General features: G+C 42.3%; 19 protein-coding genes and 1 tRNA gene. 15 read left to right on the forward strand and 5 right to left on the reverse strand.

Annotated elements, in window-relative coordinates; translation table 11 throughout:
• Positions 1-12: 12 nt before the first annotated feature.
• Genes GTH25_RS13365 through GTH25_RS13395 form a run of 7 tightly spaced genes read left to right on the forward strand, consistent with a single transcriptional unit; the run spans position 13 to position 11,292 of the window.
• On the forward strand, positions 13-1,299 hold the full coding sequence (locus GTH25_RS13365; RefSeq protein WP_164530651.1) for a hypothetical protein: 1,287 nt from the start codon (positions 13-15) through the stop codon (positions 1,297-1,299).
• Positions 1,296-5,582 carry a hypothetical protein gene (locus GTH25_RS13370; protein WP_164530652.1) on the forward strand — a complete coding sequence of 1,429 codons (4,287 nt, stop codon included), beginning with the start codon at positions 1,296-1,298 and terminating at the stop codon, positions 5,580-5,582. The genes GTH25_RS13365 and GTH25_RS13370 overlap by 4 nt, the downstream gene beginning before the upstream one ends.
• Positions 5,583-5,592: 10 nt before the next feature.
• Positions 5,593-6,441: a hypothetical protein gene (locus GTH25_RS13375; protein WP_164530653.1), complete on the forward strand. Its 849-nt coding sequence runs from the start codon at positions 5,593-5,595 to the stop codon at positions 6,439-6,441.
• A gap of 2 nt (positions 6,442-6,443) precedes the next feature.
• Positions 6,444-7,601, forward strand: a complete 1,158-nt coding sequence (locus tag GTH25_RS13380) for a hypothetical protein (protein ID WP_024223197.1) — start codon at positions 6,444-6,446, stop codon at positions 7,599-7,601.
• Entirely contained in the window at positions 7,591-9,276 is a 1,686-nt protein-coding gene (locus GTH25_RS13385) for a helicase HerA domain-containing protein (protein ID WP_164530654.1), read from the forward strand. The genes GTH25_RS13380 and GTH25_RS13385 overlap by 11 nt, the downstream gene beginning before the upstream one ends.
• A complete protein-coding gene (locus GTH25_RS13390) occupies positions 9,269-9,826 on the forward strand; it encodes a hypothetical protein (RefSeq protein ID WP_238795283.1) in 558 nt (185 codons plus the stop codon). The genes GTH25_RS13385 and GTH25_RS13390 overlap by 8 nt, the downstream gene beginning before the upstream one ends.
• On the forward strand, positions 9,823-11,292 hold the full coding sequence (locus tag GTH25_RS13395; RefSeq protein ID WP_164530655.1) for a serine/threonine-protein kinase: 1,470 nt from the start codon (positions 9,823-9,825) through the stop codon (positions 11,290-11,292). The genes GTH25_RS13390 and GTH25_RS13395 overlap by 4 nt, the downstream gene beginning before the upstream one ends.
• 317 nt (positions 11,293-11,609) lie before the next feature.
• Here GTH25_RS13395 and GTH25_RS19225 read toward each other — a convergent pair whose 3' ends face one another.
• The 4 genes from GTH25_RS19225 to GTH25_RS13415 form a co-directional block, all read right to left on the reverse strand.
• Positions 11,610-14,282, reverse strand: coding sequence for an ATP-binding domain-containing protein (locus GTH25_RS19225; RefSeq protein WP_164530656.1), 2,673 nt, complete (start codon positions 14,280-14,282; stop codon positions 11,610-11,612).
• 81 nt (positions 14,283-14,363) lie between these two features.
• A complete protein-coding gene (locus tag GTH25_RS13405) occupies positions 14,364-15,614 on the reverse strand; it encodes a tyrosine-type recombinase/integrase (RefSeq protein WP_164530657.1) in 1,251 nt (416 codons plus the stop codon).
• Between the two features lie 229 nt (positions 15,615-15,843).
• Positions 15,844-17,049 carry a tyrosine-type recombinase/integrase gene (locus GTH25_RS13410; RefSeq protein ID WP_164530658.1) on the reverse strand — a complete coding sequence of 402 codons (1,206 nt, stop codon included), beginning with the start codon at positions 17,047-17,049 and terminating at the stop codon, positions 15,844-15,846.
• A 174-nt stretch (positions 17,050-17,223) separates the two neighbouring features.
• Positions 17,224-17,300 (reverse strand) — tRNA-Arg (locus GTH25_RS13415).
• A 190-nt stretch (positions 17,301-17,490) separates the two neighbouring features.
• Between GTH25_RS13415 and folD the strand changes: the two genes are divergently transcribed.
• The 4 genes from folD to GTH25_RS13435 all read left to right on the forward strand — a co-directional run bounded on the left by folD (position 17,491) and on the right by GTH25_RS13435 (position 20,851).
• The gene (gene folD / locus GTH25_RS13420) at positions 17,491-18,363 is read left to right on the forward strand and encodes a bifunctional methylenetetrahydrofolate dehydrogenase/methenyltetrahydrofolate cyclohydrolase FolD (protein ID WP_075673948.1); all 873 of its coding nucleotides are present in this window, start codon (positions 17,491-17,493) and stop codon (positions 18,361-18,363) included.
• Between the two features lie 3 nt (positions 18,364-18,366).
• On the forward strand, positions 18,367-18,579 hold the full coding sequence (ybcJ, locus tag GTH25_RS13425; protein ID WP_075673947.1) for a ribosome-associated protein YbcJ: 213 nt from the start codon (positions 18,367-18,369) through the stop codon (positions 18,577-18,579).
• A 652-nt stretch (positions 18,580-19,231) separates the two neighbouring features.
• Positions 19,232-20,173, forward strand: a complete 942-nt coding sequence (gene fruK / locus GTH25_RS13430; protein WP_075673946.1) for a 1-phosphofructokinase — start codon at positions 19,232-19,234, stop codon at positions 20,171-20,173.
• Positions 20,174-20,407: 234 nt separating this feature from the next.
• The gene (locus GTH25_RS13435; protein WP_075673945.1) at positions 20,408-20,851 is read left to right on the forward strand and encodes a hypothetical protein; all 444 of its coding nucleotides are present in this window, start codon (positions 20,408-20,410) and stop codon (positions 20,849-20,851) included.
• Between the two features lie 89 nt (positions 20,852-20,940).
• Here GTH25_RS13435 and cysS read toward each other — a convergent pair whose 3' ends face one another.
• A complete protein-coding gene (gene cysS, locus GTH25_RS13440; RefSeq protein WP_075673944.1) occupies positions 20,941-22,332 on the reverse strand; it encodes a cysteine--tRNA ligase in 1,392 nt (463 codons plus the stop codon).
• Positions 22,333-22,707: 375 nt separating this feature from the next.
• Here cysS and ppiB point away from each other — a divergent pair, with 375 nt between their 5' ends.
• From ppiB to purK, 4 genes are all read left to right on the forward strand, one after another.
• Positions 22,708-23,202, forward strand: coding sequence for a peptidylprolyl isomerase B (ppiB, locus tag GTH25_RS13445; protein WP_036934689.1), 495 nt, complete (start codon positions 22,708-22,710; stop codon positions 23,200-23,202).
• Positions 23,203-23,214: 12 nt separating this feature from the next.
• On the forward strand, positions 23,215-23,937 hold the full coding sequence (locus tag GTH25_RS13450) for a UDP-2,3-diacylglucosamine diphosphatase (protein WP_075673943.1): 723 nt from the start codon (positions 23,215-23,217) through the stop codon (positions 23,935-23,937).
• 134 nt (positions 23,938-24,071) lie between these two features.
• Positions 24,072-24,593, forward strand: coding sequence for a 5-(carboxyamino)imidazole ribonucleotide mutase (purE, locus tag GTH25_RS13455; RefSeq protein WP_075673942.1), 522 nt, complete (start codon positions 24,072-24,074; stop codon positions 24,591-24,593).
• Positions 24,590-25,657, forward strand: a complete 1,068-nt coding sequence (gene purK / locus GTH25_RS13460) for a 5-(carboxyamino)imidazole ribonucleotide synthase (protein WP_156733948.1) — start codon at positions 24,590-24,592, stop codon at positions 25,655-25,657. Before purE ends, purK begins: the two co-directional genes overlap by 4 nt.
• Positions 25,658-25,770 lie beyond the last annotated feature (113 nt).

Here is a 25,770-nt window from a genome sequence, read left to right on the forward strand (position 1 = left end):
GAGACCAGGGGCATGGACAGCATTACAACCAAGCAAAATAACGACACCGTAAATAGCGAAGCGGCACTTAACCTCTGCCTGCAGCTTTGGCAGCAAGGCGGTTTAACCGCCAACAAAGCAGCGTTGTTACTGCCGGCTGTGCCTGCCCTCAGGTCACTGCTACAACCAATAATACAGCTGAAAAAGAACGATGCTGAAACCGATATCGTTAGCGCCTTTAGCCTCACTGCACCATTGCTGGATGCCTTTAACGATTTAAGCCAGTCAGGTGAATGGCAATTAGCGTTGTTAGGCTTAAACCCAGATGTTCGCCAACATTGGATAAATTTAGCTGCCGCTCGCTGCCAGGAAGCAGGCGCGATGAGTGACACAATGGTATTGGTTAAACTCATTCAGCAACTGGGCAATGCCAGTGAATGGGTTTTAGCCCAACTGGAAGGCACTGCTACCATACCGCAAATCATTGCCGGCCCTCTGGCACAAACCGAACGCGATTTACTCGGTCATAGCCTAAACGACAATGCTGCCATTCCCGCTCTATGTCGTATTTTGCGCACCAGCCATACCTTGTTTACCGTGAGCGAACAAAATGAACCACCGACACCTATACAAGCGGTGGATGTCACCGCAAAACAACTGACAAATAACTGGTGTAGTGGGCGGTTGTTAGCACTCCCTAATACCTTGCTTGATGAACATGACCTTAAACCCAATGCCGATTGGTTATTGGTGTCCCGCTCAAGTCATGACAACGTGCCGCTTACCCAGCTATTCGCCCAACAGCCCTGGTTATTTTTACTCAGTCTCATTATCTTTGTGCAAGATGCCTGGGCTGCCGAGCAACGTGGCGGCTTGTTGCTCACCTTACCTGCCGGGCAAAATGCCTTTGCACCCGGTCAAATAAATGTGGCAGTACAAGGTATTGAAGGTGATGAGGTGAGCCTAGGCAGTTTGGCTGAGTTTCTTGTGCTTCTGCTCAATGAGCTCAATATCACCCTCTACCCGGCACTCAATGCGAACACAGAAAGCATCAACCGTCTAAACCGCGCCCTAAGCTCATTCATCACCGAATTGCTGACACAAAAAATCTGGCAATTTACCGAGGCGGGTCGTGGCGAGTCCGGCCAATATCGAATTCACACAAGCTTCAGCGATGCCTGTTATAGCCTGCCGTTAGCACCGCTATTTGGCTACAAAAGCCAAACGTTACAACGGACCATTAAGCAACTGGCGCAAAACTGCTATGCCAATAAAAAACGCGCCTCCAATAGAATAAACCTTCAAGGATCGTCGTTATGAGTTTTGAATTAAACGAACAGATGGTTGATAGCCTGGCAAAACAACATCGCTGGGCGGCGACGGGCGTATCAGATTATCCACCTCGCGACCCGTTAGTGGGCCAAAGCCGATTTTTCAAACGCTTTCAAACCTTTTTGCATACGGTAGATCACGACGATGATCGCTTTGCTCATGTGTTTGCCGTTGAAGCCGAATGGGGCCGGGGTAAATCACGTTTAGGCCATGAATTGGTCGCGCAAATTAACGATTGCTCCAGGGGCTGGTTTGTCCGCGACGAACAAGGCCAACTACACAATAAGCAGCTGTTTAATCGCGATACGCAAGATAAATACCTGGCGCTCTATATTCGCTATTCGCAAGTGGCATCAGATTATCAAAACTCGGATAACTGGTTTGCTTTTGGTTTATATCAGGCGCTGTTGCCACTGGCCACCCAAACCTTTGATGGATCGATTCAAAGTGAAATTGCCAAACAAGCCTATGAACGCTTAATGCCATTTGGCTTTAAATCTGAACTGTTAGCAGATGCCTTACAGTTGAACGCCAATCACAGCGAAGAAGACCTCTATACTGACCAATCGCTGGTAGTCAGTTTGGTGCAAGCCGCCTATAAAGTATTAAAGAGCTTTGGCGTGCAATATATGCTGGTGGTGCTGGATGAGCTGGAAACCGTTGCAGAAGCCGCCACCTTTGGCCTGGAGGATGAACAAGATAAACGTCTCGATGGCCAGGCCATTCGCCTGATTGGTAAAGCAATTAAAGAGGAAGACCCTCGCCGTAAACTTCCATGGTTGCGCTATGTGGCGCTGTGTTCACCACTGCTTGGCCAGCAATTGCGCGAAATTCAATCGGTCGCACGCCGCTTTGAGTTAGTAGAACTTGAGCATAATGCCTTTGCCGATGTATCAGACTATGTGGCAAGCCTCTTAAAAGACGGCAAGCTGGGTTTTAATTACCCTGCTGGTTTAGTGGAAGCTGCATACGCCATGAGTGGTGCCAACTTCGGTTGGTTTAACGTGGTCATGGCTAATGTGGATGCAGTGCTGAGCCAATACCAACAAGCAGGCCGCAGTATCAAGGATGTGGGCGATTTATTTGAAGCTGTGCTGGCAGGCTCTGGCCGCGTGGCCAGGCATGTGCTGGATAAAGGTGCGATAGAAGGCATTCAAACTCGCGACCAGGCACTATTGACCGAATGTCGTAGTTTGCTCTACGGCCAATTACCCGTGCGCTTAGCTGAAATGGGCTATGCCACTGAACTGCTGGCGCTGAAAAACGAAGATCTGGACCCCATAGCCGCTCATTACCGCAAACTGAGCATTGACCGCCTACAGTGCCGACAAGCCCTGGAGCAAGCCAAATTCCGCCGCGATAAAGATGAATGGTACTACCCTGCAGTAGATCAAGCGCTGAACTTAGATACTTTGCTGGATAACCTGCGTACTTTTTCAATTAAAGAACAAGCCGCAAGCGGCGATAAAGACGCGGTATTACTGCCTCTGTCAAAAGGTGAGCTTAAATACTTACTCAGCTTACTGTATGACCACCCAGCGATTGAATTTGCTGCCGATGCCTTATGGCACAAGTTAGTGGGTGAAACTACCGAACTGGACGCCAGCGAAGCAACGCATATTGGCCCCAGTGTGGCGATGTTACTGCGTCTGGATTTGCGCTATCGCAGCGCCCAGCAAAACTCGCTGATTTTTAAAGATCCCGCCATGGGCGATGCTCATGAACAGGCGATGAGTGAACTTAGCAAACAAAGCAGCCAGAAGCCGCTCATCAAGGCATTAACCCGTGTAACGGGCTTTGTACGTTTGCTGGATAACAACTGGCGCTATGATGAAAACTTGCTGAGTAATAAGGCGGGCAGCGACGATGCACCTCTGGCTATTTTAACCGAGCCCCGTGGCCGCCAGGGTGGTTTACTTACCCTTGATGGATTTAAGCTTCACCCAGAAGGTAAAGCCTTGTTTGCCTGGGTCAGTAACCTAATTGAGCTGAACAATCTTCACACCTTTGCGGCAAACCACAGCCACCAAAATGGTCGCACGCCAGTATTAGCGTTAACCGCATCTGCACATCTCATGGAGCAATACAGCCGACTGGACGAAAGAAATGAGTTGCGTGATGCGATACTGCTGCATTATGTCAACCCAAGCGAAGCAGACCAGTTAGAGCGTATTGGATTAAGTTTGGCAGCATGCCAGTTGCACGGCGTGAATTTAACTGCCGACAGCTTTACCGCGAAATTCAAAAACAAGCTGCATGCCCTGACTACCTTTGCCACGGATGCCATTCACAAGTGGCGCCAGCGCTTGCAGAAGCGCGGTTTAATTGCATGGCCGTTAAAGGTAGATGGTAAGTTATCACCGAATGACCGCGACCTGTTGTTTAAAGGCTGGTATCAGTTGGCCATTGCTCACCCTGAGTTAAACGGCATTCTCGATTTACAGCAGCAACACGGCGTGCCAGTGAATGAGCTGAGCAGCTTGTTGGATAAACTTAAGGTGCCGGGCAGCTATATTGCCAAAGGCTACACGGCCGATGAACATGCTGGGCTATTTACTGAACTTAATAATGTGCAGCGAAGCCAGGCGCAGATCCCATTATTTTTAGCCCGTATTGCTCACCCTAATAAAAAGCACAAGTGGCAATTCGAAGGCTTTAAGCAACAGTTTTATTTCGCCTATGTGGCTGAAACGAATGTTACCGCCAAAGGCGTGTTTAATGACTGGATGTGGTGGTGTGGAGAGCTGAACTTACTCACGTTAACCAATCCAACTGAAAAACAGGCAATTTGGGAGCACTACCCGCGCTCCCGCTTAGAAAATGCCATTAGAGAAGCACAAAACTGGTTCAGCGGTAACGATATGGGCAGCTACGCGGCCAATGTGGAAGTCATGAGCCGCGTGTATGGTTATGCACGCATTAATGAAATGTTCGCGCCACTGGGTAAAAATAAGCTGGGTTTCGTCACCGTGGAAGCTAAAGAGCAGCTGGAAAAAGCACAATCGCTATTTAACGTGCTTAAACAGCAAGAAGAACAACTGACTGATATGGTCGAGGCCAACGACACGAAAGTATTGGCAGGGCTTATCCACAAACGTGCTGAAGTGCTGGAGCTGGTAGCAAAGGTTAAACCGCTTAATAGTTCCAGGCCTATGCTAAAAGATGCCCATATTCTCAGCTTAGAAGACAAAACGACCTCGCTTTATCAACGGATTGAACAGGCCTGTTTATTTGCCGAGTTTGTTGAGCGCAGCGCTGAGCGTATCAACAACCGACTCGCTGATTTAATCATAGATGTTGAAACAGAGTGTGCCCCGCTGACGAATTTCCCGAAACGTCTGTACACCAACACGCTGCGCACCATAGGTCATATTTTAGATGGAGCGTTAAAAGACGATACCAGCAGTGCCACTGGCCGAAAAGAGCAGCAAGCAGACAGCGATACCTTACTGCATTACCTGCGTAAACTTGATTTAGGTAGAGCGCATGACAAGCTTTCAGCCTTAGCGCAAGAGGTGGGTTTAAATCTGCACAATGATCAAGAGTTGCCGATAGCGGAGATTCAGGGGCATATTTTGTCCAGCTACCGCAACTGCAAAGAACGATTTAGTAAGCTGGTTAATAACCTCACAGAGCAAAAACTACGTGCACAACAACTGCAAGAATGGCTTAGTAGCGCCACGGCTGAGTATCAGTTCACCGATGACATCGCAGAGCTACCAAAACTGGTAATGAAATTACAGCTCATTGAAGATGCTACTGCCGATCTCCCCAACGATGCCGAGAACAAGCGTCAAAGTATGCAAAACAGTTTGCGCAATGGGCAGTTTTCATCGTTACGGGATTTACCAGAAGAGCTTTTAAAACCGGCACGCGGTCAACTTACACCGATTCAAGGACAGCTACTTAAAATTGAAGAGCGTCTAAACCAAGTAAGACGTAACTACATTGAGCAAGTAAACAGCTGGCTGCCGTTATTAAAACCGCTATTGGCTTCTCAAAAGCAAGCGGAACCAGCAGCGTTGACTCTGGAGGATGTGAGCAATTTGAGTGTCAGAGAACTTCAACAGGTGTGTGAAAGCACCCAAGCCAAATGGCAGAGTCAAGGTGAGCAAATATTAAAAGATACAGGCTTAACACTGGCGGATTGGCAACCGATTTATCAGGCTTTGAGCCAAAATCAGGAACCCGTGTTAACACCTGAGCAACAGGAAGGACTTGTAGACAAAGGCATTGTAAAAATGCGCCTTACCTTTGCCACTGGTTTATAGAGGTGACGCGATGAGTCTTTATTTATCTGCGGCACTGGCCAGTAATCGTAAAGGCCGTTTTTTGCAAACTGTTGCGGGGGCTACTCCTTTAACGAAGGATTGGATTAGCTCGCCGCCTGCCAGCGGTTTGTTAATAGTGCAAGCAGAAGAGTTGACTGACGCTAATACTATTCAGCACCTGTATCACTGGGCTATGCAGGCAGGCTGTGCCGCTTTGGTAATAAACCTGAAAGCTGAACAATTTACCTTATTAGCGCAATTGCCCTCCCAACTGAATTGGCAGTTAGTACCAGCGAGCTTGAGGGTGCAGGAACCGGGGCTAACCGCTTTGCTAGCCAGTGAAACAGACCAGGCTATTGCTGGCTTTACTGGCAGCGCAGATCGCTACCAGCACCAGGCCGGTGATGTAGTGCATACCCGCTACATACGAAAACACAGCAACAGTGGGCTATTAGCCTTTACCACGTTACCTTTGTGGTCGCTGACTTTACTCGATCATAGTAAGATCCTGGTGAGCTGGTTGAATTGGTTTGTGGACCATGCAGGCATTGCTGAACGAATAATCAAACCTAAAGCGCCATCAACTGACTACACACCAGATAAGCACGATCTGGTTGTATTGCTACTACTCTACGCTGGAAGTGGCATGAGCTTACAAGCGTTGTCTGAGCATAATGCGGTTAAGCTGATGTTTGATGTTAATAGCCTTGATATTGTCAAGCGGGGTGAGATGTTGCGGCAGCACGATTTTATCGACGACGCGGGCATAACAGCTACCGGTAAAACATGCCTACAAGCCTCGCAATATTGGGCTTATGCCCCATTACTTAGCGAGCAGCTACACACAGGAACGCTATAAGCATGAATGAGAACAAAACGATGAATTTAGCGCAATCGCTCGCCATCGATAGCCAGCTTCGCTTACCGGGAAGTGCAGGACGCTTGCTTAAACAGGTCCGCGATATTGAGCAAGTGGCGCCGCTGTTCCGTGATGCTGGCTTAGTGAAAGCGGTCCCCAAGCCCACAATCGTTAATTTACGCGTAGCCGGTATTGCGACTAAATCGTGCTTAGACAAAGTATTGGGTGGTTTTATTTATGCCAGTGCAGCAGTGCGCACAGATTTGCTAATAGATGACAATAAAGTCAGCACGGTGGGTAGTGACTCGGTATCAGAACTGGATGATATTGATTTTGAAGCTCAGCGTAAACGGCTTGATTTAATTGAAATTCGTCAGGCTTATCAGTTAGTTGAGAAAAAACTTTTAAGTTATGAGCCTGGCGATTTAATTTTGCTGGATACGCCGTTGTTTTTAGCACGGGATATGGCTCCGCTGGAGCGAAATGTCCGTCATAAACAAGAGTACGAAAAAACCAGACAAGTGATAGAAACTTTTTGGCAAAACCATCGCTCCAGAATTTTTCCCTGGAATCAAAATGGCGTAGTACTTGCGAGCATTTTGGCTGAGCGCTTTAGTGCTATTGTAAGTATCGCCAAACAAGATTTACGTACCGAACAAGGACGCAAACAAATTTTAGCATCTGATGGGTTTTCTAAAGAGTTGATGCAAAATCTGGAAGGACTGGATGAAAGTTTGGTTGGCGTGGGGGATTTGCGATTTATCAATGGTATTTTAGGCAACTATTCGCGCACCATCGCATTTCGTTTGTCTGAACAAGAAAAGCGCATTGAACCCAATATTGAAGCTAAGCAAGGTCTAATTGGTTTTCACTTCCGTAGTGCCCGAGGTGGACAGATAAAAATGGTGCAATTAGCGGGTGACGAACCAGAATGGAAAAGTGCTGATCTCGATTTAGTTGCCTCTCGCCTGATGGTGCTGGATATGCAAAACAAAGGTAATGCAATGCCGTTGCCACAATTACTTGGCTATCAACAGCTTGGTATTTTACCTAAATTTGCTACGTTTTATCGCCAGGGTTTACACCAGGCACTAAAGAATAATGATATTGAGGCCGGGTGGTTGGCAGGCCTCGATGAGGGATTGAATAATGGCTTATAAAGTTTTAGGTAAATTAGTCGGTAACACTGGTGATGCCAGTCAGTTAACTATGGTTGTGCAAGACTCGTTTTCAGTACGCCGTGGCGAGTTTGTACGCATTATGCACCAAGAACGCAAAGATGAGGGGCAAGTCGCCGTACTGGGGCGAGTGACCAAGATAAGCCGTACTAATATGCTCTATAACGCCGGCTTTGGCGATGGTGTAACCGAGCTTGAGCTTTTGCCCGGTGCGAATGTAACTGGTGAGAATATGTTTGCTCAGGTCGAGCTGGTTGGTTACCGCGATCCTGTTACTCGTCAAATCAAAATTCCACGTCGCCCACTTAACCCAGGTACCGCTGTTGAAACCGTCGATTTTCAGTTTTTGAGTGATTTTTACGAATTTAATGAACACTCCAGTTTGCACTTGGGTAACTTAGTAGGCTACGACAAAGGCGAGAATACAGTTCCTGTTTTTATTGACGTGAACAAGTTGGTCACTGAGCATTTGGCTGTTCTGGCAATGACGGGTTCAGGTAAGTCTTATACAGTTGGCCGCATTATTGAGCGTTTAGTCGCGGTTAATAACGGTACGGTAGTAGTATTTGACCCTCATGGTGAATACGGTAAAGCCCTCGCTGGCGGTAATCTGCAATTCTCAAGCTTCTTAGATGCTACTGACGATAAGCGTGATCAAGAAGCACTGCCACTGATTAAACAGAACTTTGAAAAGCTGCAAGTCGTCGGTGCAGGTATTCAGGTTTACTCACCGCAACACGAGTCTTTTAAACATAAATACGCCAGCAAGAACACACCATTAGCGCTTCAGTTCGACCATTTTGAAATGGACGATATTGCTGAAATATTACCTGGCTTAACGGAACCGCAGCAACGAGTACTCGATGTTGCAATTCGTTATTGGCGCTCTGCTGATAAGACAGAGCCACGAGATATTAACCGCCTGCGCTTCTTATTAGGTGATGGCATTGAAGAGTTAAAAGAGTGGGACGACCTTTCTGAAGCTGAGGCGAAGGCGTTATCGGGCCGTAGTGCCGCTGTCGCCTCGATGAAGCTTTCACGCGTGCTTAATGAAGCCAAAAGTTTTTACAGTGCAACGATGGCTGAGCCAACTGATATTTACAAAATGGTGGGTCGCCCGAGCAATCAACAGGGGCGTTTAGTCGTTGTGGACTTACAAGGTTTGAGTGATACCGCCAAGCAGGTCGTTTGTGCACTGTTATCTAGTGAAATATTAAAAGCAGCATCTAGCAAGACGGACCCGCTGCGCCCATGCTTTATCATTTACGAAGAAGGCCATAATTTTGCCCCGGCCGGTGGCAATGCAGTCAGTCACCGCATTATTAAAAAGATTGCCGGTGAAGGTCGTAAATTTGGTGTTGGATTTGGCATTGTGAGCCAGCGTCCTTCGAAATTAGACTCGGATGTGACTTCTCAGTGCAACACCCTGATTACAATGCGCTTAAAGAACCCAGATGATCAACGTTTTATAGCTAAAGCATCAGACATGGTGAGTAAAGCTGACCTAGAGGAGCTTCCGAGTTTATCAACTGGAGAGGCTTTGGTATGTGGTCGTTCAATCCCTGCACCACTGCTTGTTAAAGTCGGTAGTAAGGCATTGATTCACGGTGGTGAATCACCGGAAGTCTTGCGCGTTTGGGGCTCTTTCAATGGCTAAGCTGCCTATGCCTGAAGTTGCTTGGGTAAATGAAAATTTTCCACTTTTAGCAAGCGGTAAGCTACTGGACCAGGATGTATTGGTCCACAGCTTAGGCTGCAGTGTTTGGAATACATTTGGGCATGAGCAATCATTTATGGCGGTGGTGGAATGCCCAGCACCAGGCACATTTGGCGCTGATATTCGCTCAGACTCGGGCTGGTTTCATAAAGCTTCAGCATCGCCTCTGTGTTTAATCGAATTTGAACGCTTTGATGGTTCTGCGAAAGGACAGCAAAAGCTAGAGGAAAAATTAAAAAACTTACTGGAAGCAGCACAGCGCTGGAATCATTCCCCCAAAACCCTGGCCCTCAGTGCCTGGAGCCAAGGCTTGGTAGGTGCACCTGATACCCAAAAACTGAAAGACATTTGCCGCATGGGTTTTACTTCGTCCACTGGTGCCCAAATAAGCGCCGCTCCTGATGTTGAGGTGGTGTTTAGTCGCTTTTTATTTATCAAAAATCTGAGCATGATTGCTTTGGACAGAATTCACTATGAGGTATTGATGTGAATATAAAATCAGCACATTTTTTGCCAGGGACGAATAAACGCCTTGGCAACAAATACCTGTTACTTGAATGTCTTGGTGATGGTAGTCATGGTTGGGTATGGCGATCGGAGCGTCTGCAAGATGGAAAAATCGTCGCAGTAAAAATCCCTAAGGATATTACTCGGGAAGACCGTCAGCTTGCCGAAGGTAAAGAACTTTTAGACGTCGAGCCGCACGAGAATATTGTGCAAATTTTTGATATGGGCCGTATAGATAATGAATGGTTCTATATTGAAATGGAGTATTTTCCTAGCCAAACCTTAGCGCAAAAGCTCGATGACAGGCAGCGTAATTTTGGCCAGACCTATGAGCGATTGTTCAAAATATATCGTCAAGTGCTCTGTGCTGTGCATTATCTGGCCGAGCTCCCAGTGCCAATATCCCATGGAGATATTAAGCCGCATAACATTTTGGTTGGTGAACGTGATCTGGTGAAGTTGACGGACTTTGGCAGCTCCGCTTTGCCAGAAGAGATCTACGTTCGTACCCGAGAAAATGGTGGGACTGTGTTGTATTCGGCCCCAGAGTTCTCCAATGTCGATAGCCGTAGAGGCAGTCTAGAAGAGCTACTGTTGGGCGACATCTATAGTTTAGGTGTATTGCTATACCAGCTGCTGACAGGAAAGCTACCCCATGACACGCCAGCACAAGTTCAGCGCCACTCACCTTTCAAGCTTCCGACAGAGATTAATAGCTCTATTCATACCGACCTGGAGCAAGTGGTTCTTACCTGCTTACAAAAACGAGCTGAGGATCGCTTTTCAACTATTTCCGACTTAATTCATGCATTTGATGCAGCCACAATTAAGCAACTAAAAGTTGGTGCCATTGTTCCAGTTTTTCATACTAAGTCTGATCAAGACTGGTCAAGTGCGGTACTTCAAGCAATGTCCGATCAGTCTTACCAAAAAGCCGCTCAGTTAGCATCGCAGGAGTATAGCCGCAGTAAAGATTTACAAGCTCTACATCAGCAACTTATTGCCTTGTACCGAGCCAATCGCTTGTTCGACTTTGAAAAAGTTGTAGAAGACAATAAAGCGATCTTGCTTGAGGGAAAGTTGACTCAACCAGCGGATTTGTTCGAGCTGATTGTTAAGGCAAACCTACAATTGCGCAATATCAGTCAAGCAAAATGCTGGTTGTTGCAACGAAAGCAAGCTGAAGCAGAAAACGCTGCGACCATGTATTTAGAATCTTCTATCCTTGGCCTTGAAGCTAAATATCCTGAAGCAAGAGCACTATTGGAAAAAGTAAACCAAGCAACTCCAATGAAGTTCCATGTGTTAAGCCAACTCATTTTAGTTTGCGAGCAAATGCGCGATTACTCTGGTGCTGCGGCTTATTTGAAAGCTGTATTGCGAGTAGCACCATTGGATAACCGCCTGAAAGAGAAAAAAGAACTGTATGCAAAGCTTGGTGTAATTTGATGGATAAAATTACCACTATGCTTACACTGTCACCTAAGTGGTCTGTAGACGAATCAGACCAGGGCAGGAGTTAAATATAAATAATATACCGAATGGTTCATACAGACATGAATCGTTTGCAGCAGTCTACACATTGATTTCAGATTGTTTTGTAAGCATTAAATTAGGAGAAAGTGATTTTATCGCGAAGATGGTAAACCTATTTTTAATTGACAACAATAAAACACTAAATAAAATCTCTTCTCCGCGCTTAAAGCGCGGAGAAGAGTACTATAGAATCATAAAGTTATACATGTGTCATTAATTAAACAGTATACTTATAATTTCCATTCTGCTGTAAACAAAGAAGATAAGCCTTGAATTTTATCTGGAAGTTTACCATAGCAAACCATTCCAAGATAAGAGGCTGCACGAGTTGCTCCAACATAAAGATAACGATCAAATAAATCATTTTTTTGCTCTGCAAGCTGATCTACACCGACAAAAAATACAGCTTCAAATTCTAGACCTTTGATATGTTGTATATCGAAAACACGAACATCTGCACCTTGACCAAGAGCTTTTCCCTCTTCGCAGGCCACGGCCCTTAAATTAATGGGTTCGAGATATTTAGTTAGACGTTCCGCCATAGACTTAACATCGGCTTCAGTATTTACCAGTACTGCAACAGTAGGCATCTGTTTAACAGACCGCTCGACTTCGGTAATCCGTTGAGAAATCCAATCAGCTGCCTCATCTTCATTTGCATGCTCAAGTAGCGCTGGCATTACACCCTCATGATTACTCTCCTCAGGTAATTGTCCCTGAGTACTAAGATCACCACCACACAACTTCAACAGTCTTCCCGCAAAAGTGTTGAGCAATCGACTTTGTCGATAGATTAGAGAGATATTTCTTGCCTGAATATTTGAACTAACCCAGGAAATTTGGCTTAGATTGCGTATTCCATCCTCAGTAACTCGTTGATTAAAATCACCGCATGCAAAGAATGAACGACTTCGCAGAGAAGTAAGGCTTTCCATACAAGCCAACTGCAACACTGAAAAATCCGTAGCTTCGTCGACCATAATTTGGCTTCTAAACAGACTTGCAATATTTCTTAAAAACTCAAACCGTGGAGCATTCAAATCACGCTGAACAAAAGATTGAGATAATAGTTCCCTGCTATTTCGGAGCATCAATAAAATAATAGCATCTAACTCTGTACCACATAAACTGACAGGTGTTACTGGTGCCATGCGATAAATATATTTTTTATTTATCAATTCTTTACGAAAAATATTATAAGTCATAGGAACATCAGTAACGTAACGTTTAAATGGATTAACAAATCTACGTAGTCCATTTTGAAAACTAATATGTTGTCCAATCTCAAGCAGTACATTCTCACTTGGTAAAGTGTCTCCCAACCAGTTAAGGATACGAGCAGCACGAGAATCTTTTGGTAAACTACGCTTGAGGTATCGATTTCGAGAAAGTGTGCGTAATGTATTCAAATAAGTTTTTACAGCCTTGTGAATGCCGCTGACCGTAGGAGTATTATTTCCTTCATCTTCGTCATCATCAAATACTGAATCGTCATCTTGGTCTTCATCTTGTTGTTGGCTATCTAAGAAAATAGACAAACGGTGGAACACTTCCTTATCACGATTAAAGAGGCGATTGCGTTCTCCTTTGAGCAACTTATTGGTAATTTCAACCGAATCGCTTAATACAGACTTAATTTTTTCATCCTGGCTACTAAGGACTCTATAAGCCTCGATAAGCGACCTATCATTTAAGGAGAAGAGCATTTGTTGTAATTGTTGAACAAAGGGTACATTAGCTGCGGCAGAGCATCTCAATGCTACATCGATCCCTTCTTTTAACTGTACTCTTAAGCGGTTTTCATGGAATGAACTAAAAGCCTCATATAGACTCCTTGGGTCGAGAATCATCTCTTCTGCTAAATTATTCATTTCAAGCCTGAGCACATATCTGCCACCATTCGCAGAACGAAGAATTTCAAGAGTATTGCGAGCCATATCGCTGCGATAAGAATTCCATGTCTTTATGCGCTCATCAGAGGCTGGGACCAGCTCTCGATTAAAAGCTTCTTTGAGATAATGTTTAAGCAAGTCCGAAGGCGTGAACATAAGCCAATTAACTTCATGTGGCCCCTCCTTGCTTGCAGCATTTATTATACGAAGTTCATTCTCATCAAGATTATCTAAATCGATCTTTTGTCCCAATCTTTTAATAAGAGTTGTAGTCTTACCAGTTCCTGGAGGGCCTAAAATAATCAACTGACTATCTATTGGCAAACGAAATATATCACCCTGAAATTGATCGAGAACGGGTTGGTCTCTCAACCCCATTGCTGTTCGTATTTGATGACTAATCCCTGACTGGATACCACCTGTTGTAGCGGAAAGCTCAAGCATCCGTTCTAGTTCATCATCTACATCTATACCTTGTCCCCGTAATAATGAACGTAGAGATTCAATAGAGAAAGTCCCTCGTTCTATATGACGATACTGACTGTTAGTCGATTCCCATTCACCATCCACGACTTGGGGTATAAAACTTGTCTTTTCAATTAATGATAAAACCTGAGTTTTCTCATTAAGAGTAACATTACGCTCTTCACCAACCGGTAATTCTGCGAGTTTCCCAATTGCTGACCCATAGCTAGCAACTTGCTTACCCGACGCTAAAAGTAAATTGCTCTTTCGCGCAATATAAACTACAAGAGATTTACCATCTTCATCTTCTAATACCAATCGCGCTATCGAGGGCTCTAGTTTTAAGGCTGTCAAAGCATCACGGTTTTCTTTCGTAATTTTATCAAGATTCTGATAGGCTTTTGACCCAGTAAGAGTATTACCGCTAGCAAAACTATCAGCCGAAATAGTAACTCCGGATACGAGTTTTCGTGCAGCCCCATCCGAAATTTCTGCAAATGTTACTAACGACTCTTCAGCTAACTCTTCAAATTCTATTGAGTTCATTACCCCTCCGCCTTATGAATTGAGTTCGTTTTATAGTATTCATTTTGGGAAACAAAAAGATGATCAAAATGAGAGTATTGATTATTTCTTCCCGAAATCAAAAGGACTAATCCCCTTCTCTCTATTCGCATCTAGATAATCAGCCCACCATTGCACCATCAATCGCCTTTCCTCAATATGCTCTGCCTTATGAATATAAGCAGCTCTCACAGAGTTACGTTCTTGGTGGCTCATTTGCCTTTCTACAGCATCCTTCGACCATAGCCCTGATTCAATCAACGAGCTACATGCCATCGTTCTAAAGCCATGCCCACATACTTCTGTCTTAGTATCATAGCCCATCACACGTAATGCGTTGTTTACCGTATTTTCACTCATGGGTTTTCTAGGATTATGATCGCCGATAAAGATCAGTTCGTGATTGCCGCTGAATTGATAGATCTGTTTTAAGATCTCAATGGCTTGTCGACTTAAAGGCACTAAATGGATCGTGCGCATTTTTGACCCACGATGTGAGTGTTTCACCCCTTCTATCGCTTCGCGTTCAGCAGGGATCGTCCACATGGCATTTTCAAAATCAATTTCATCCCAACGAGCAAAGCGCAATTCACTGGAACGTATGAAGACTAACAAGGTAAGTTTGACTGCAAGTTTAGTTAAAGGTCTTCCCTTATAATCATCGATGCGTTGTAAGAACTCGGGTAGGCGTTTAAGTTCTAATGCAGCTCTATGGACTCGTTTGCCTGTGGCGACTGCGCCAGCCATATCTTGCGCTGGGTTATATTCGATTAAACCGCTTTGCACGGCATAGCGCATTATGGCAGTCACTCGTTGCTGTAAGCGTGCCGCCACTTCAAGACGTCCAGATATCTCTACGGCTTTAATGGGTTCGAGTAGATCACGAGTTTTTAGTTCAGCGATATTACGTTTACCAATAGCGGCAAAGATATTGTCCTCAAGGCTTTTGAGGACTCGATGGCTATGCCCTTCCGACCACTTCTTATTGGTTGCATGCCAATCACGTGCAACCTTCTCGAATGTATTAAATTCTTTTTGTTGCTCTTCTTTCACTTCTTTGCGTTTTTCGCTTGGATCAAATCCATTAGCAATTAACTTTCTGGCGGCATCTCTTTTCTCTCTAGCTTCTGCGAGTGAGATTTCAGGGTAAACACCCAGAGCTAACATTTTTTGCTTACCGCCAAAGCGATATTGTAAACGCCAATACTTTGAGCCGTTGGTATGTACCATCAAGTGCATACCATCACCGTCTGTTAATTTATACGATTTATCCAAAGGCTTGGCAGCCCTGACTTTAGCATCAGTAAGAGCCATAATTTATCTCCTTCTGTTGGTACAAACTATTATCGAATCGAGAGATACCAACACATATACCAACAGCAGGTACTTGATGTGGGTTGACCTTAGTATACTTGGGAAGACTGAAAAGCGGGGAAGAGCCTTGTAAAACTGGGATTTCAGATACAAAAAAAGACGTCGGTTGACGTCTCTTGATGTTCTTATGGTGCCGAAGGCCGGATCCAAATCGGATCTAACGATTAAATTATCTAAAACTCACTATAACAGATTGATTTTTATGCTCTAATCCGTCAATGTAATCAGCATACCATTGCAACATTTTTCTACGGCCATCTAAATATTGCGCATGGTTATAAGTTCCACGGATAGTATTTTTATCAACATGAGCCAACTGAGTTTCAATCCATGCAGTATTATAACCTTGCTCATGCAGGATGGTACTCATTGTGTGACGAAAACCATGTCCCGTAGCCCTACCATGATAACCAATTCTTTTTAATACCTGATTGATACTAGCTTCATTCATAGGCTTAGTTATATCACTCCGCCCTGGAAATACTAAATTAAAACGCCCTGAAATACTGTTTAGCTCTTCCAATGCATCAATAACTTGACTAGACAAAGGAACTAAATGCGGACGTTTCATTTTCATTCGTTTTATCGGTATTTCCCATAGTTTTTTATTAAAATCAAACTCACTCCATTCAGCTGCTCTCAACTCAATGGTCCTAACACCTGTTAACATTAAAATTCGAGTGGCTAACCTTGTTATAGGGCTTCCTGAATAATTAGCCAATGAAACTAAAAATTCAGGTAATTCATCAACATTCAAATGAGGAAAATGAACCGCTTTTGGAGTTGATAAAGCTGACGCTAACTCTGATGCAGGATTATTTTCAGCTCTTCCTGTTACAATTGCATATCTAAATACTTGATTACAAGCTTGCCTGATTTTTCTTAATTTATCTAACACACCTCGTTTTTCTAACTTTCGAAGTGTGTTTAGCATATCTAATGGCTTTATCTCAACAATTGGGTATTTACCTAAATCAGGGAAAATATCTTTTTCAAATCCTTCCATTAAATCTTCAGCATAACCTTTAGACCAACTTGGTTTTTTATATTCATGCCATTCTAATGCTATTGATTTAAAGGTATTCTCCACTGTTATTTTCCTAGCTTGTTTTTCTACTTGCTTTTCTTTACTTGGATCACCGCCTACAGCTATAACTTTCCTTGCCTCTTCTCTCTTCAACCGAGCGTCCGCAAGTGAAATTTCTGGATATACACCAATGGATAATTTTTTCTCTTTACCATCCACTCGATATTTTAATCGCCAATACTTGGAACCATTTGGTTTAACTAGTAGATAAAGACCGCCCCCATCTGTAAGTTTATATTCTTTTTCACGAGATTTAGCAGTTTCGACTTGTCTTGCATTTAGTGGCATATGGGGCCCCTATTTTCATTGGATCTAATGAGCCCCCATAAAAGCCCCCAACTTAAACTTGATTTCCAAGGTATTCAGTTGACTTCTAGAGAGTTCAATTATGATTAAATGCAGTAATAGCAAGTATTATACTAGTATTTGATTGAATTCGGTAGACTTGAGGATACTTCGAAATGGTACGCCCTACAGGATTCGAACCTGTGACCTACGGCTTAGAAGGCCGTTGCTCTATCCAACTGAGCTAAGGGCGCCTAGAGGAACTTAGACGTCAGCAATCACTGCTGATAACGGGTGTGAATTATACGTTCAACATTCTGAGAGTCAACGCTTTTTCACCGATATCAAACTATATGGTCAAAATATGGCAAGTATTCGACTGACAGATTGCTCTTGATCTGACAAAATAGACCAATACCGTAATTGAATAATTTGGATGTATAGATGTCAGCAAGAATTATAGATGGGAAATCGATTGCGCAGACCATCAGAAGCGAAGTTGCAGAAAAAGTAAAACAACGTATTAATGCAGGAAAACGAGCGCCTGGCTTAGCTGTTATTTTAGTGGGGGATAACCCGGCATCACAGATTTATGTTGGAAGTAAACGCCGTGCTTGTGAAGAAGTTGGCTTTATTTCTCGCTCTTATGATTTACCAGATACTACCAGTGAAGCTGATTTATTAAATCTTATCGACCAGCTTAATGCAGACAACACCATTGATGGTATCCTCGTTCAGCTCCCCTTACCTGCCGGAATTGATAATGTTAAGGTTTTAGAACGCATTCATCCTGATAAAGATGTGGATGGCTTTCACCCTTACAATATCGGCCGCCTATGCCAGCGAGCACCTAAATTACGCCCTTGCACACCTCGTGGTATTGTCACACTTCTAGAGCGTTGTAATATTCCTATGAATGGCTTAAATGCCGTTATTATTGGTGCATCAAATATTGTTGGTCGCCCGATGAGCTTAGAACTATTACTTGCAGGTTGTACAACAACGGTTACTCACCGTTTTACTAAAGATCTGCGCTTTCATGTTGAGCACGCGGATTTAGTTGTTGTGGCGGTAGGTAAACCTAACTTTATTCCTGGTGAGTGGATTAAACCAGGTGCAATCGTGATTGATGTCGGTATAAACCGTCTTGAAAGTGGTAAAGTTGTCGGGGATGTTGATTTTGAGGCAGCATCTCAACGTGCGGGCTGGATTTCTCCTGTCCCTGGTGGTGTAGGTCCAATGACCGTAGCCACACTTATTCAAAATACTTTGCAAGCATGCGAAGAGTACCACGACCCTGAAACAGGAAATAATTAATCGATGGAAACATTTCAATTAGATGGGCACGACTATGTCGAGCTTTGTGATTTATTAAAACTTCAAGGTTGGACTGAAAGCGGAGCTTCTGCTAAAAGTGTCATTGCAGAAGGTTTAGTGAGTGTTGACGGCGAAGTTGAAACCCGTAAACGCTGTAAAATTGTTGCAGGGAAAGTGGTCACCTTTAGTGAGTTTTCCGTTAGCGTCAGCAAATAATCAGCAAATTAATTAATATTGAAAAAGCGTCGCTATCTCAGCTTCGCTTTTTTTCTTTTTAATCCTTTTTTACCTTTAATTCGCATTTTCTCCCTCTTTTTTCTTATTTAGTCATATTCTAAAAAAGAAAATCAATATAACTCATTGAATTAAAATAAAATCATACAATTTAATTTAATATATTTAAATCTAGATCATCATTTTTAAGCCGATCTATGGTTATAATCTCCTTTCACAGTTCAGCAAATTGTACATTTTATAAAAAAATAGATAAAAAGAAGTGCTATAAGTTATTATTTTATATGTAGATAACACTTTTTAACCAATACTGTAAAACTTCAGCAACAACTCTTTTTATTGATATTTTTATCCGTTTATTCATGTTTAAATGCCCTTAAATGTGATTTAGATCTAATTTATTTCTACTTTTATTAGGCAAAAGAACATTGTTTGTACTAAATTACAGGTTATAATTTGAAACGATTCAGCCCAGCGATGCTATTTTAGCTGTTATTTTGTGATATTTAAGTCTTTCTTGCCCTTTATCTAACAGGAGATTTTATGCTCGACTTACCCACTCAAGGTATCTTTATCTTTGCTAAATTACAGCAAAAATCGATGCCTGTTCTTTTATTTAAGGTAAGGAACTAGCATGAAACGCAGAGTAGCAACCATCACACTTAACCCTGCATATGATCTTGTTGGTTTAAGTAATCCCATTGAACTTGGTGAAGTTAATCGTGTTAAAACGGCTGGCTTCCATGCTGCTGGTAAAGGCATCAATGTGGCTAAGGTTTTAAAAAGCCTTGGCGTTGATGTTACTGTTGGCGGTTTTTTAGGCAAAGAAAACCAAGATGGATTCCAAAAAGAGTTCAGTGACTCCGGTATCGCTAACCGTTTTCAAATGGTTGAAGGCCGTACTCGTATTAATGTCAAACTCACAGAACCTAATGGCAAAGTAACTGACTTCAATTTTTCAGGTTTTGAAATCACAAAACAAGACTGGACTCGCTTTGTTAACGACACACTAAGTTGGGCGGGTCAATTTGATATGATTTGTGTCAGCGGTAGTGTTCCCCCGAGTGTTGATCTCAATGATTTCACTGCGTGGATGACACGCTTACGTAGCGAATGTATGTGCTTGATCTTCGACAGTAGCAGAGATGCTTTTGTCGCAGGATTAAAAGCCTCTCCTTGGTTAGTTAAACCTAATCATCATGAATTAGAGATTTGGGCAGGCAGACCTTTACCTGAACTTTCTGATATTGTACAAGCAGCACAAACATTGCGTCAGCAAGGTATTGCTCATGTCGTTATTTCATTAGGTGAACAAGGTGCTATGTGGGTAAACGCATCTGGCGCATGGATGGCAAAACCACCTAAATGTGATGTTGTAAGTACAGTAGGTGCTGGTGATTCAATGGTGGGTGGTTTAATTTATGGTTTAATGATGCGACAAACCAGTGAGCACACCTTACGTCTTGCTACTGCTGTTTCTGCACTTGCGGTAAGTCAAACCAATGTTGGTATTCACGATCGTGAACAATTAGCAAAAATGATGGCAGAAGTAGAATTAACTCCCCTAAAATTATAACTAATAGCATAGTGGTAAATTGAATAATAATAAGTAGAGTTACCACTTTTTTATTCAATATATTAACGCTATGTTATAAAAACTCTAAAATAGAATCTCTTTAATTGATTAATATTTATTTATTATTAAATCAAACTTTATTTTTTCCATTTATCCGATAAACTTCACTTTAATAAATTTTAACAAAGATATTCTAAAACCAATAAAAACTTATTTCTGTTTTTAGGAGAAATTATGGAAAGGCCCATAGTACTTTTATGGATCCAAGTTATTTCAGTATTATTTTTAGGTATCAGTTTATTTATATTAGTTGCTGGGGCGCCAATTTATTTATTAGCAATGGCAATGGGTGGTGGCCAAACAATACTAGTGGGTTTTTTCATCATGCTGTGTCTAGTTATAACAATGATAATGCAAGTTACAGCATGGATAAAACTAGCTAGAAATAGTAGAAATGCTTACTCTTTTTTGAAAATTTCATGGGTATGTTTATCTATTTCGCTCTTTTTTATGCTTAGTATTTCGATGTCATTAACAAATATGTCAGAGATTAGCTTTGTTGTTTTTTCTATTATCGTTATCTTAACGCATCGGCTTTTTTTCTCTGAAAATGTGATTTCTTATTTTGAAGATAAACAAAAAGATAACGAAAGAAAAACGAGTATTATTAGTCAATAAATTAATCATCAGACAAAAAAATATCGGATATTTAATATCCGATATTTTTATATTAAACATGTATTAAGTGTAACTACTCAATCATTGTATTAATTATTACGACGCCAAACTGTTCCTTGAGGGCCATCTTCTAAAACAATCCCCATCGCTGTTAATGCGTCACGAGCGACATCAGCTGCAGCCCAATCTTTATTTTTACGAGCATCATTACGCTGTTGAATTAACGATTCAATTTTTTCAACTTCACCAGCATCATCTGCTTTAGCACTACTTTGTAAGAAACTTTCAGGTTCTTGCTCTAATAACCCTAATACTTTAGCCAGTTTACGTAATACTGCGGCTAAGCCATTTGCCGCATTCATATCAACTGATTTTAGACGATTCACTTCACGCGCTAAATCAAACAAGACTGAATAAGCTTCTGGTGTATTGAAATCATCGTTCATTGCGTCAATAAATTGTGCTTCAAACGTTTCGCCACCCACAGGTTGTGCATCTGCATCAGTGCCGCGTAATGAAGTATAGAGGCGTTCTAATGCCGTACGAGCCTGTTTTAAGTTTTCTTCAGTGTAGTTAAGTTGACTACGATAATGGCCTGATAATAAGAAATAACGCACAGTCTCAGCATCGTAATAAGCCAATACATCACGAATAGTAAAAAAGTTATTAAGTGATTTAGACATTTTTTCTTTGTCTACCATCACCATACCCGAGTGCATCCAGTAATTAACGTAAGGGCCATCATGGGCACAAGTTGACTGTGCAATCTCATTTTCATGATGAGGGAACATTAAGTCTGAACCGCCACCATGAATATCAAAATGATGTCCTAATTCTTTACCATTCATCGCAGAACATTCGATATGCCAACCGGGGCGACCTTCTCCCCATGGAGACGCCCAGCTTGGTTCACCAGGTTTAGACATTTTCCATAAGACGAAATCCATTGGATTGCGTTTTACGTTAGCCACTTCAACACGAGCACCGGCTTGTAGTTGCTCTAAATCTTGGCGAGAAAGTAAGCCATAATCAGGATCAGTATCAATCGCAAACATCACATCGCCATTGTCGGCAACGTAAGCATGCCCACGTTTAATTAATGCTTCTGTTAATTCAATAATTTCAGCAATATGGTGTGTTGCACGTGGTTCTGAATCAGGGCGAGCAATATTTAATGCATCAAAATCTTTATGCATTTCAGCTAACATACGAGTCGTTAATTGCTCACATGTTTCATTATTTTCAATCGCACGTTTGATGATTTTATCATCTACATCCGTTACGTTGCGCACATAGTTAACATCGTATCCCAAGTAACGCAGATAACGGGTTATGGCGTCAAACGCCACAAATGTACGTCCATGACCAATATGGCATAAGTCATAAATAGTGATGCCACACACGTACATACCTATTTTTCCTGCATGGATAGGTTTAAATTCTTCTTTTTGGCGAGTGAGAGTATTAAAAATCTTTAGCATCAGTGGACGTTCCCGTTTTCAACTGTACGTGTTTATTACGTTTTTATATAAAAGAAAATAACAACTACTATAGCATGATATTAATAAGGATATTGGATCTTGCAGTCAAAGCAAACGCAAGATTAGGGCTTTTATCTTACTCTGCTTAACGCTTATTTTCACTGTTCAATCGTTGATAGTGAACAATCAAACTTCTATTATTTGGCTAAATTTTGGCGAAAAGTGTTTTTTCTTTCTATTACTGATTTATTTGGCAAGAAAAAGTAGAGCGAGAAAAAGATGCATACTGACTAAATTAGGCAACTGTGATATAAAAACGGGACTGTTGTTTATGCCCAAATCTGGGTAAAGCTAAAATTATATTAGGATCTGAATATGGTTACTTTTCATACCAATTACGGCGATATCGTGATTAATACATTTGCAGACAAAGCGCCTGCAACCGTAGAAAATTTTTTAGACTACTGTAAAGAAGGATTCTACGATAACACTATTTTCCACCGTGTCATCAATGGTTTTATGATCCAAGGTGGTGGCTTTGAACCAGGTATGAACCAAAAAGCGACCAAAGCACCTGTAAGAAACGAAGCAAACAATGGCCTAGCAAACAACCGCGGTACATTAGCAATGGCTCGTACGAACGATCCACATTCTGCTACGGCTCAGTTCTTTATCAACGTTGCAGACAACGATTTCTTAAACTTCCGTGCTGAAAATGCAAATGGTTGGGGATATTGTGTCTTTGCTGAAGTTGTCGAAGGCATGGACGTTGTTGATAAAATTAAAGCTGTTTCTACAGGCCGTAGCGGTTTCCACCAAGACGTTCCTCGCGAAGATATCATCATTAAAAGTGTAACGGTTAGCGAATAAGCCTCACTTTTTATGTGTACGCTTTTTATTGCAGACCTGCATTTAAGTGAACATGAACCGGCAATCACTGCCGGTTTTCTTCGCTTTTTAAAAGAACAAGCTATTCATGCAAAAGCACTTTATATCTTAGGTGATTTTTTTGATTTTTGGATAGGTGATGATGATCCTAATCCTTTACATCAACAAATTGCTCAAGCTCTGATGACGCTAAAAAATGCAGGAGTACCTTGTTATTTTATTCATGGAAACCGTGATTTTTTAATTGGCTCTCGTTTTGCAAAAGAGAGTGGTATCACCTTACTTCCACAAGAAAAAGTGCTCGAAATTGAGAAGCATCGCATCCTAATTTTGCATGGTGATACACTTTGTACAGATGATGAAGCGTATCAACGTTACCGCAAAAAAGTACATAATAAATTTATTCAGCGTTTATTCTTGTTGTTGCCTCTATTTATTCGACTGCGTATTGCTGACAAAATGCGTTCACGTAGCCAGCATGAAAATCAATATAAGTCTGATGCCATCATGGATGTTAACCCGCAGGCTGTGATTGATACTTTTAAGCATTTCAATACAGAATGGATGATCCATGGTCATACTCATCGCCCGGCAATTCATACTGTTAATATTGATGATAAAATACATTATCGTGGTGTATTAGGTGCTTGGCATACTGAAGGTTCTATGTTTAAAGTGACAGCTGAAAAAATAGAACTTATTCATTTTCCCTTTTAAGTTGTTTTGCTTATTTTCTTCATAAAAAGGCTTTTTTTTCTTTACGCAAACGTTTTCCTGTGCGTGTTAGCGTGATACTATCATGCTCAGTTTATTAGGCTATATCCGTTTATGCTTACAGGAGCAGTTAAGTAATGTCTTCTCAAGTTGGTCTAAATACCTCTTCCGCTCGTATCGCTATTGTAATGGGTTCTAAAAGTGACTGGGCAACAATGTCTCATGCCACTGATGTACTAGACGCACTACAACTTCCTTATCATGTTGAGATTGTCTCTGCACACCGTACCCCTGATAAGTTATTTAGCTTTGCAGAACAAGCCAAAAGTAATGGTTTTGATGTCATTATTGCAGGAGCAGGCGGTGCTGCCCACTTACCAGGTATGCTCGCAGCAAAAACACTCGTCCCTGTATTAGGTGTTCCTGTTCAAAGTGCTGCATTAAGCGGTGTTGATAGCCTTTACTCTATTGTGCAAATGCCGAAAGGTATTCCTGTGGGAACCTTAGCGATTGGTAAAGCAGGTGCCGCCAATGCGGCTTTATTAGCCGCTCAAATTTTAGCATTACACTCCCCTACTATTTTTGAAGCACTAACAGCATGGCGTACAGCACAAACTGATGATGTCTTAAATAACCCTGATCCAAGGGAGGCACTATGAAGCCAGTTTGTGTTCTTGGAAATGGCCAACTAGGGCGAATGCTAAGACAAGCCGGTGAGCCTTTAGGAATTGCAGTTTATCCAGTAGGATTAGATGCAGAGCCTGAAGCCGTTCCCTATCAAAAAAGCATAATCACAGCTGAAATTGAACGCTGGCCTGAAACCGCACTCACCAAAGAATTAGAACGTCATACTAACTTTGTAAACCGTGACATTTTCCCATTGCTTGCCGATAGATTGCCTCAAAAACAACTTCTTGATGAGCTAGGTTTAGCAACAGCACCTTGGCAACCATTAACATCACCAACACAATGGTCTGATATCTTCGCTCAATTGGGTGATTTTATTATTGTGAAGCGCCGTGTTGGTGGGTATGACGGTCGTGGTCAATGGCGCATTCATCCCGGTGAAGAACAACAATTACCCGCTGAAATTTATGGTGAGTGTATTGTTGAGCAAGGTATTCCTTTTTCAGGTGAAGTGTCATTAGTAGGTGCGAGAGATAGTAACGGAAATTGTGTTTTCTACCCTTTGACTCACAACCTGCATCAAGATGGCATTTTACGCATGAGTGTTGCATTACCAACGCCTGCATCAAAACTACAACAATCAGCGGAAAAAATGCTGACCGCCATCCTTAATAAGCTCAATTATGTGGGTGTAATGGCGATGGAGTGCTTTATCGTTGGTGATAAATTACTTATTAACGAATTAGCCCCTCGAGTTCATAACAGTGGTCATTGGACACAAAATGGTGCCTCAATTAGCCAGTTTGAGTTACATCTACGTGCAATTTTAGATTTACCTATGCCAAAACCTGAAGTTTGCCAATCGGCAGTAATGGTTAATTTGATTGGTACTGATGTCAACCCTCAATGGCTTTCATTACCATTAGTTCATTTACATTGGTATGAAAAAGAAGTTCGCCCTGTCCGCAAAGTGGGTCATCTCAATCTTGTACATCGCGATAATCAACCACTGAAAGAGACACTCAAATCATTAAGCTTGATGCTTGATGATGCCTATCAGTACCCTATCAAATGGGCTTTAGAAAAATTAAGCTAGCAGTCCGACTCATAAAGTTAGAGAATAATAGCCTTTAAACGAACAGACCTTAGATAAAGAGGTCTGTTATTCGCTATTTTCTCCTGATTATTCAGGTTACTGCACCCATTTGA

It is taken from the genome of Proteus terrae subsp. cibarius (assembly GCF_011045835.1).
Taxonomy (GTDB): domain Bacteria; phylum Pseudomonadota; class Gammaproteobacteria; order Enterobacterales; family Enterobacteriaceae; genus Proteus; species Proteus cibarius.

Coding starts and splice junctions, on each gene's coding strand:
- fruK (WP_075673946.1), top strand. CDS start 19,232: ATGAAACGCAGAGTAGCAACCATCACACTTAACCCTGCATATGATCTT.
- purK (WP_156733948.1), top strand. CDS start 24,590: ATGAAGCCAGTTTGTGTTCTTGGAAATGGCCAACTAGGGCGAATGCTA.
- GTH25_RS13390 (WP_238795283.1), top strand. CDS start 9,269: ATGGCTAAGCTGCCTATGCCTGAAGTTGCTTGGGTAAATGAAAATTTT.
- GTH25_RS13410 (WP_164530658.1), bottom strand. CDS start 17,049: ATGCCACTAAATGCAAGACAAGTCGAAACTGCTAAATCTCGTGAAAAA.
- ppiB (WP_036934689.1), top strand. CDS start 22,708: ATGGTTACTTTTCATACCAATTACGGCGATATCGTGATTAATACATTT.
- GTH25_RS13435 (WP_075673945.1), top strand. CDS start 20,408: ATGGAAAGGCCCATAGTACTTTTATGGATCCAAGTTATTTCAGTATTA.
- GTH25_RS13365 (WP_164530651.1), top strand. CDS start 13: ATGGACAGCATTACAACCAAGCAAAATAACGACACCGTAAATAGCGAA.
- GTH25_RS13385 (WP_164530654.1), top strand. CDS start 7,591: ATGGCTTATAAAGTTTTAGGTAAATTAGTCGGTAACACTGGTGATGCC.
- GTH25_RS13405 (WP_164530657.1), bottom strand. CDS start 15,614: ATGGCTCTTACTGATGCTAAAGTCAGGGCTGCCAAGCCTTTGGATAAA.
- cysS (WP_075673944.1), bottom strand. CDS start 22,332: ATGCTAAAGATTTTTAATACTCTCACTCGCCAAAAAGAAGAATTTAAA.
- folD (WP_075673948.1), top strand. CDS start 17,491: ATGTCAGCAAGAATTATAGATGGGAAATCGATTGCGCAGACCATCAGA.
- GTH25_RS13450 (WP_075673943.1), top strand. CDS start 23,215: ATGTGTACGCTTTTTATTGCAGACCTGCATTTAAGTGAACATGAACCG.
- GTH25_RS19225 (WP_164530656.1), bottom strand. CDS start 14,282: ATGAACTCAATAGAATTTGAAGAGTTAGCTGAAGAGTCGTTAGTAACA.
- GTH25_RS13370 (WP_164530652.1), top strand. CDS start 1,296: ATGAGTTTTGAATTAAACGAACAGATGGTTGATAGCCTGGCAAAACAA.
- GTH25_RS13375 (WP_164530653.1), top strand. CDS start 5,593: ATGAGTCTTTATTTATCTGCGGCACTGGCCAGTAATCGTAAAGGCCGT.
- ybcJ (WP_075673947.1), top strand. CDS start 18,367: ATGGAAACATTTCAATTAGATGGGCACGACTATGTCGAGCTTTGTGAT.
- GTH25_RS13380 (WP_024223197.1), top strand. CDS start 6,444: ATGAATGAGAACAAAACGATGAATTTAGCGCAATCGCTCGCCATCGAT.
- purE (WP_075673942.1), top strand. CDS start 24,072: ATGTCTTCTCAAGTTGGTCTAAATACCTCTTCCGCTCGTATCGCTATT.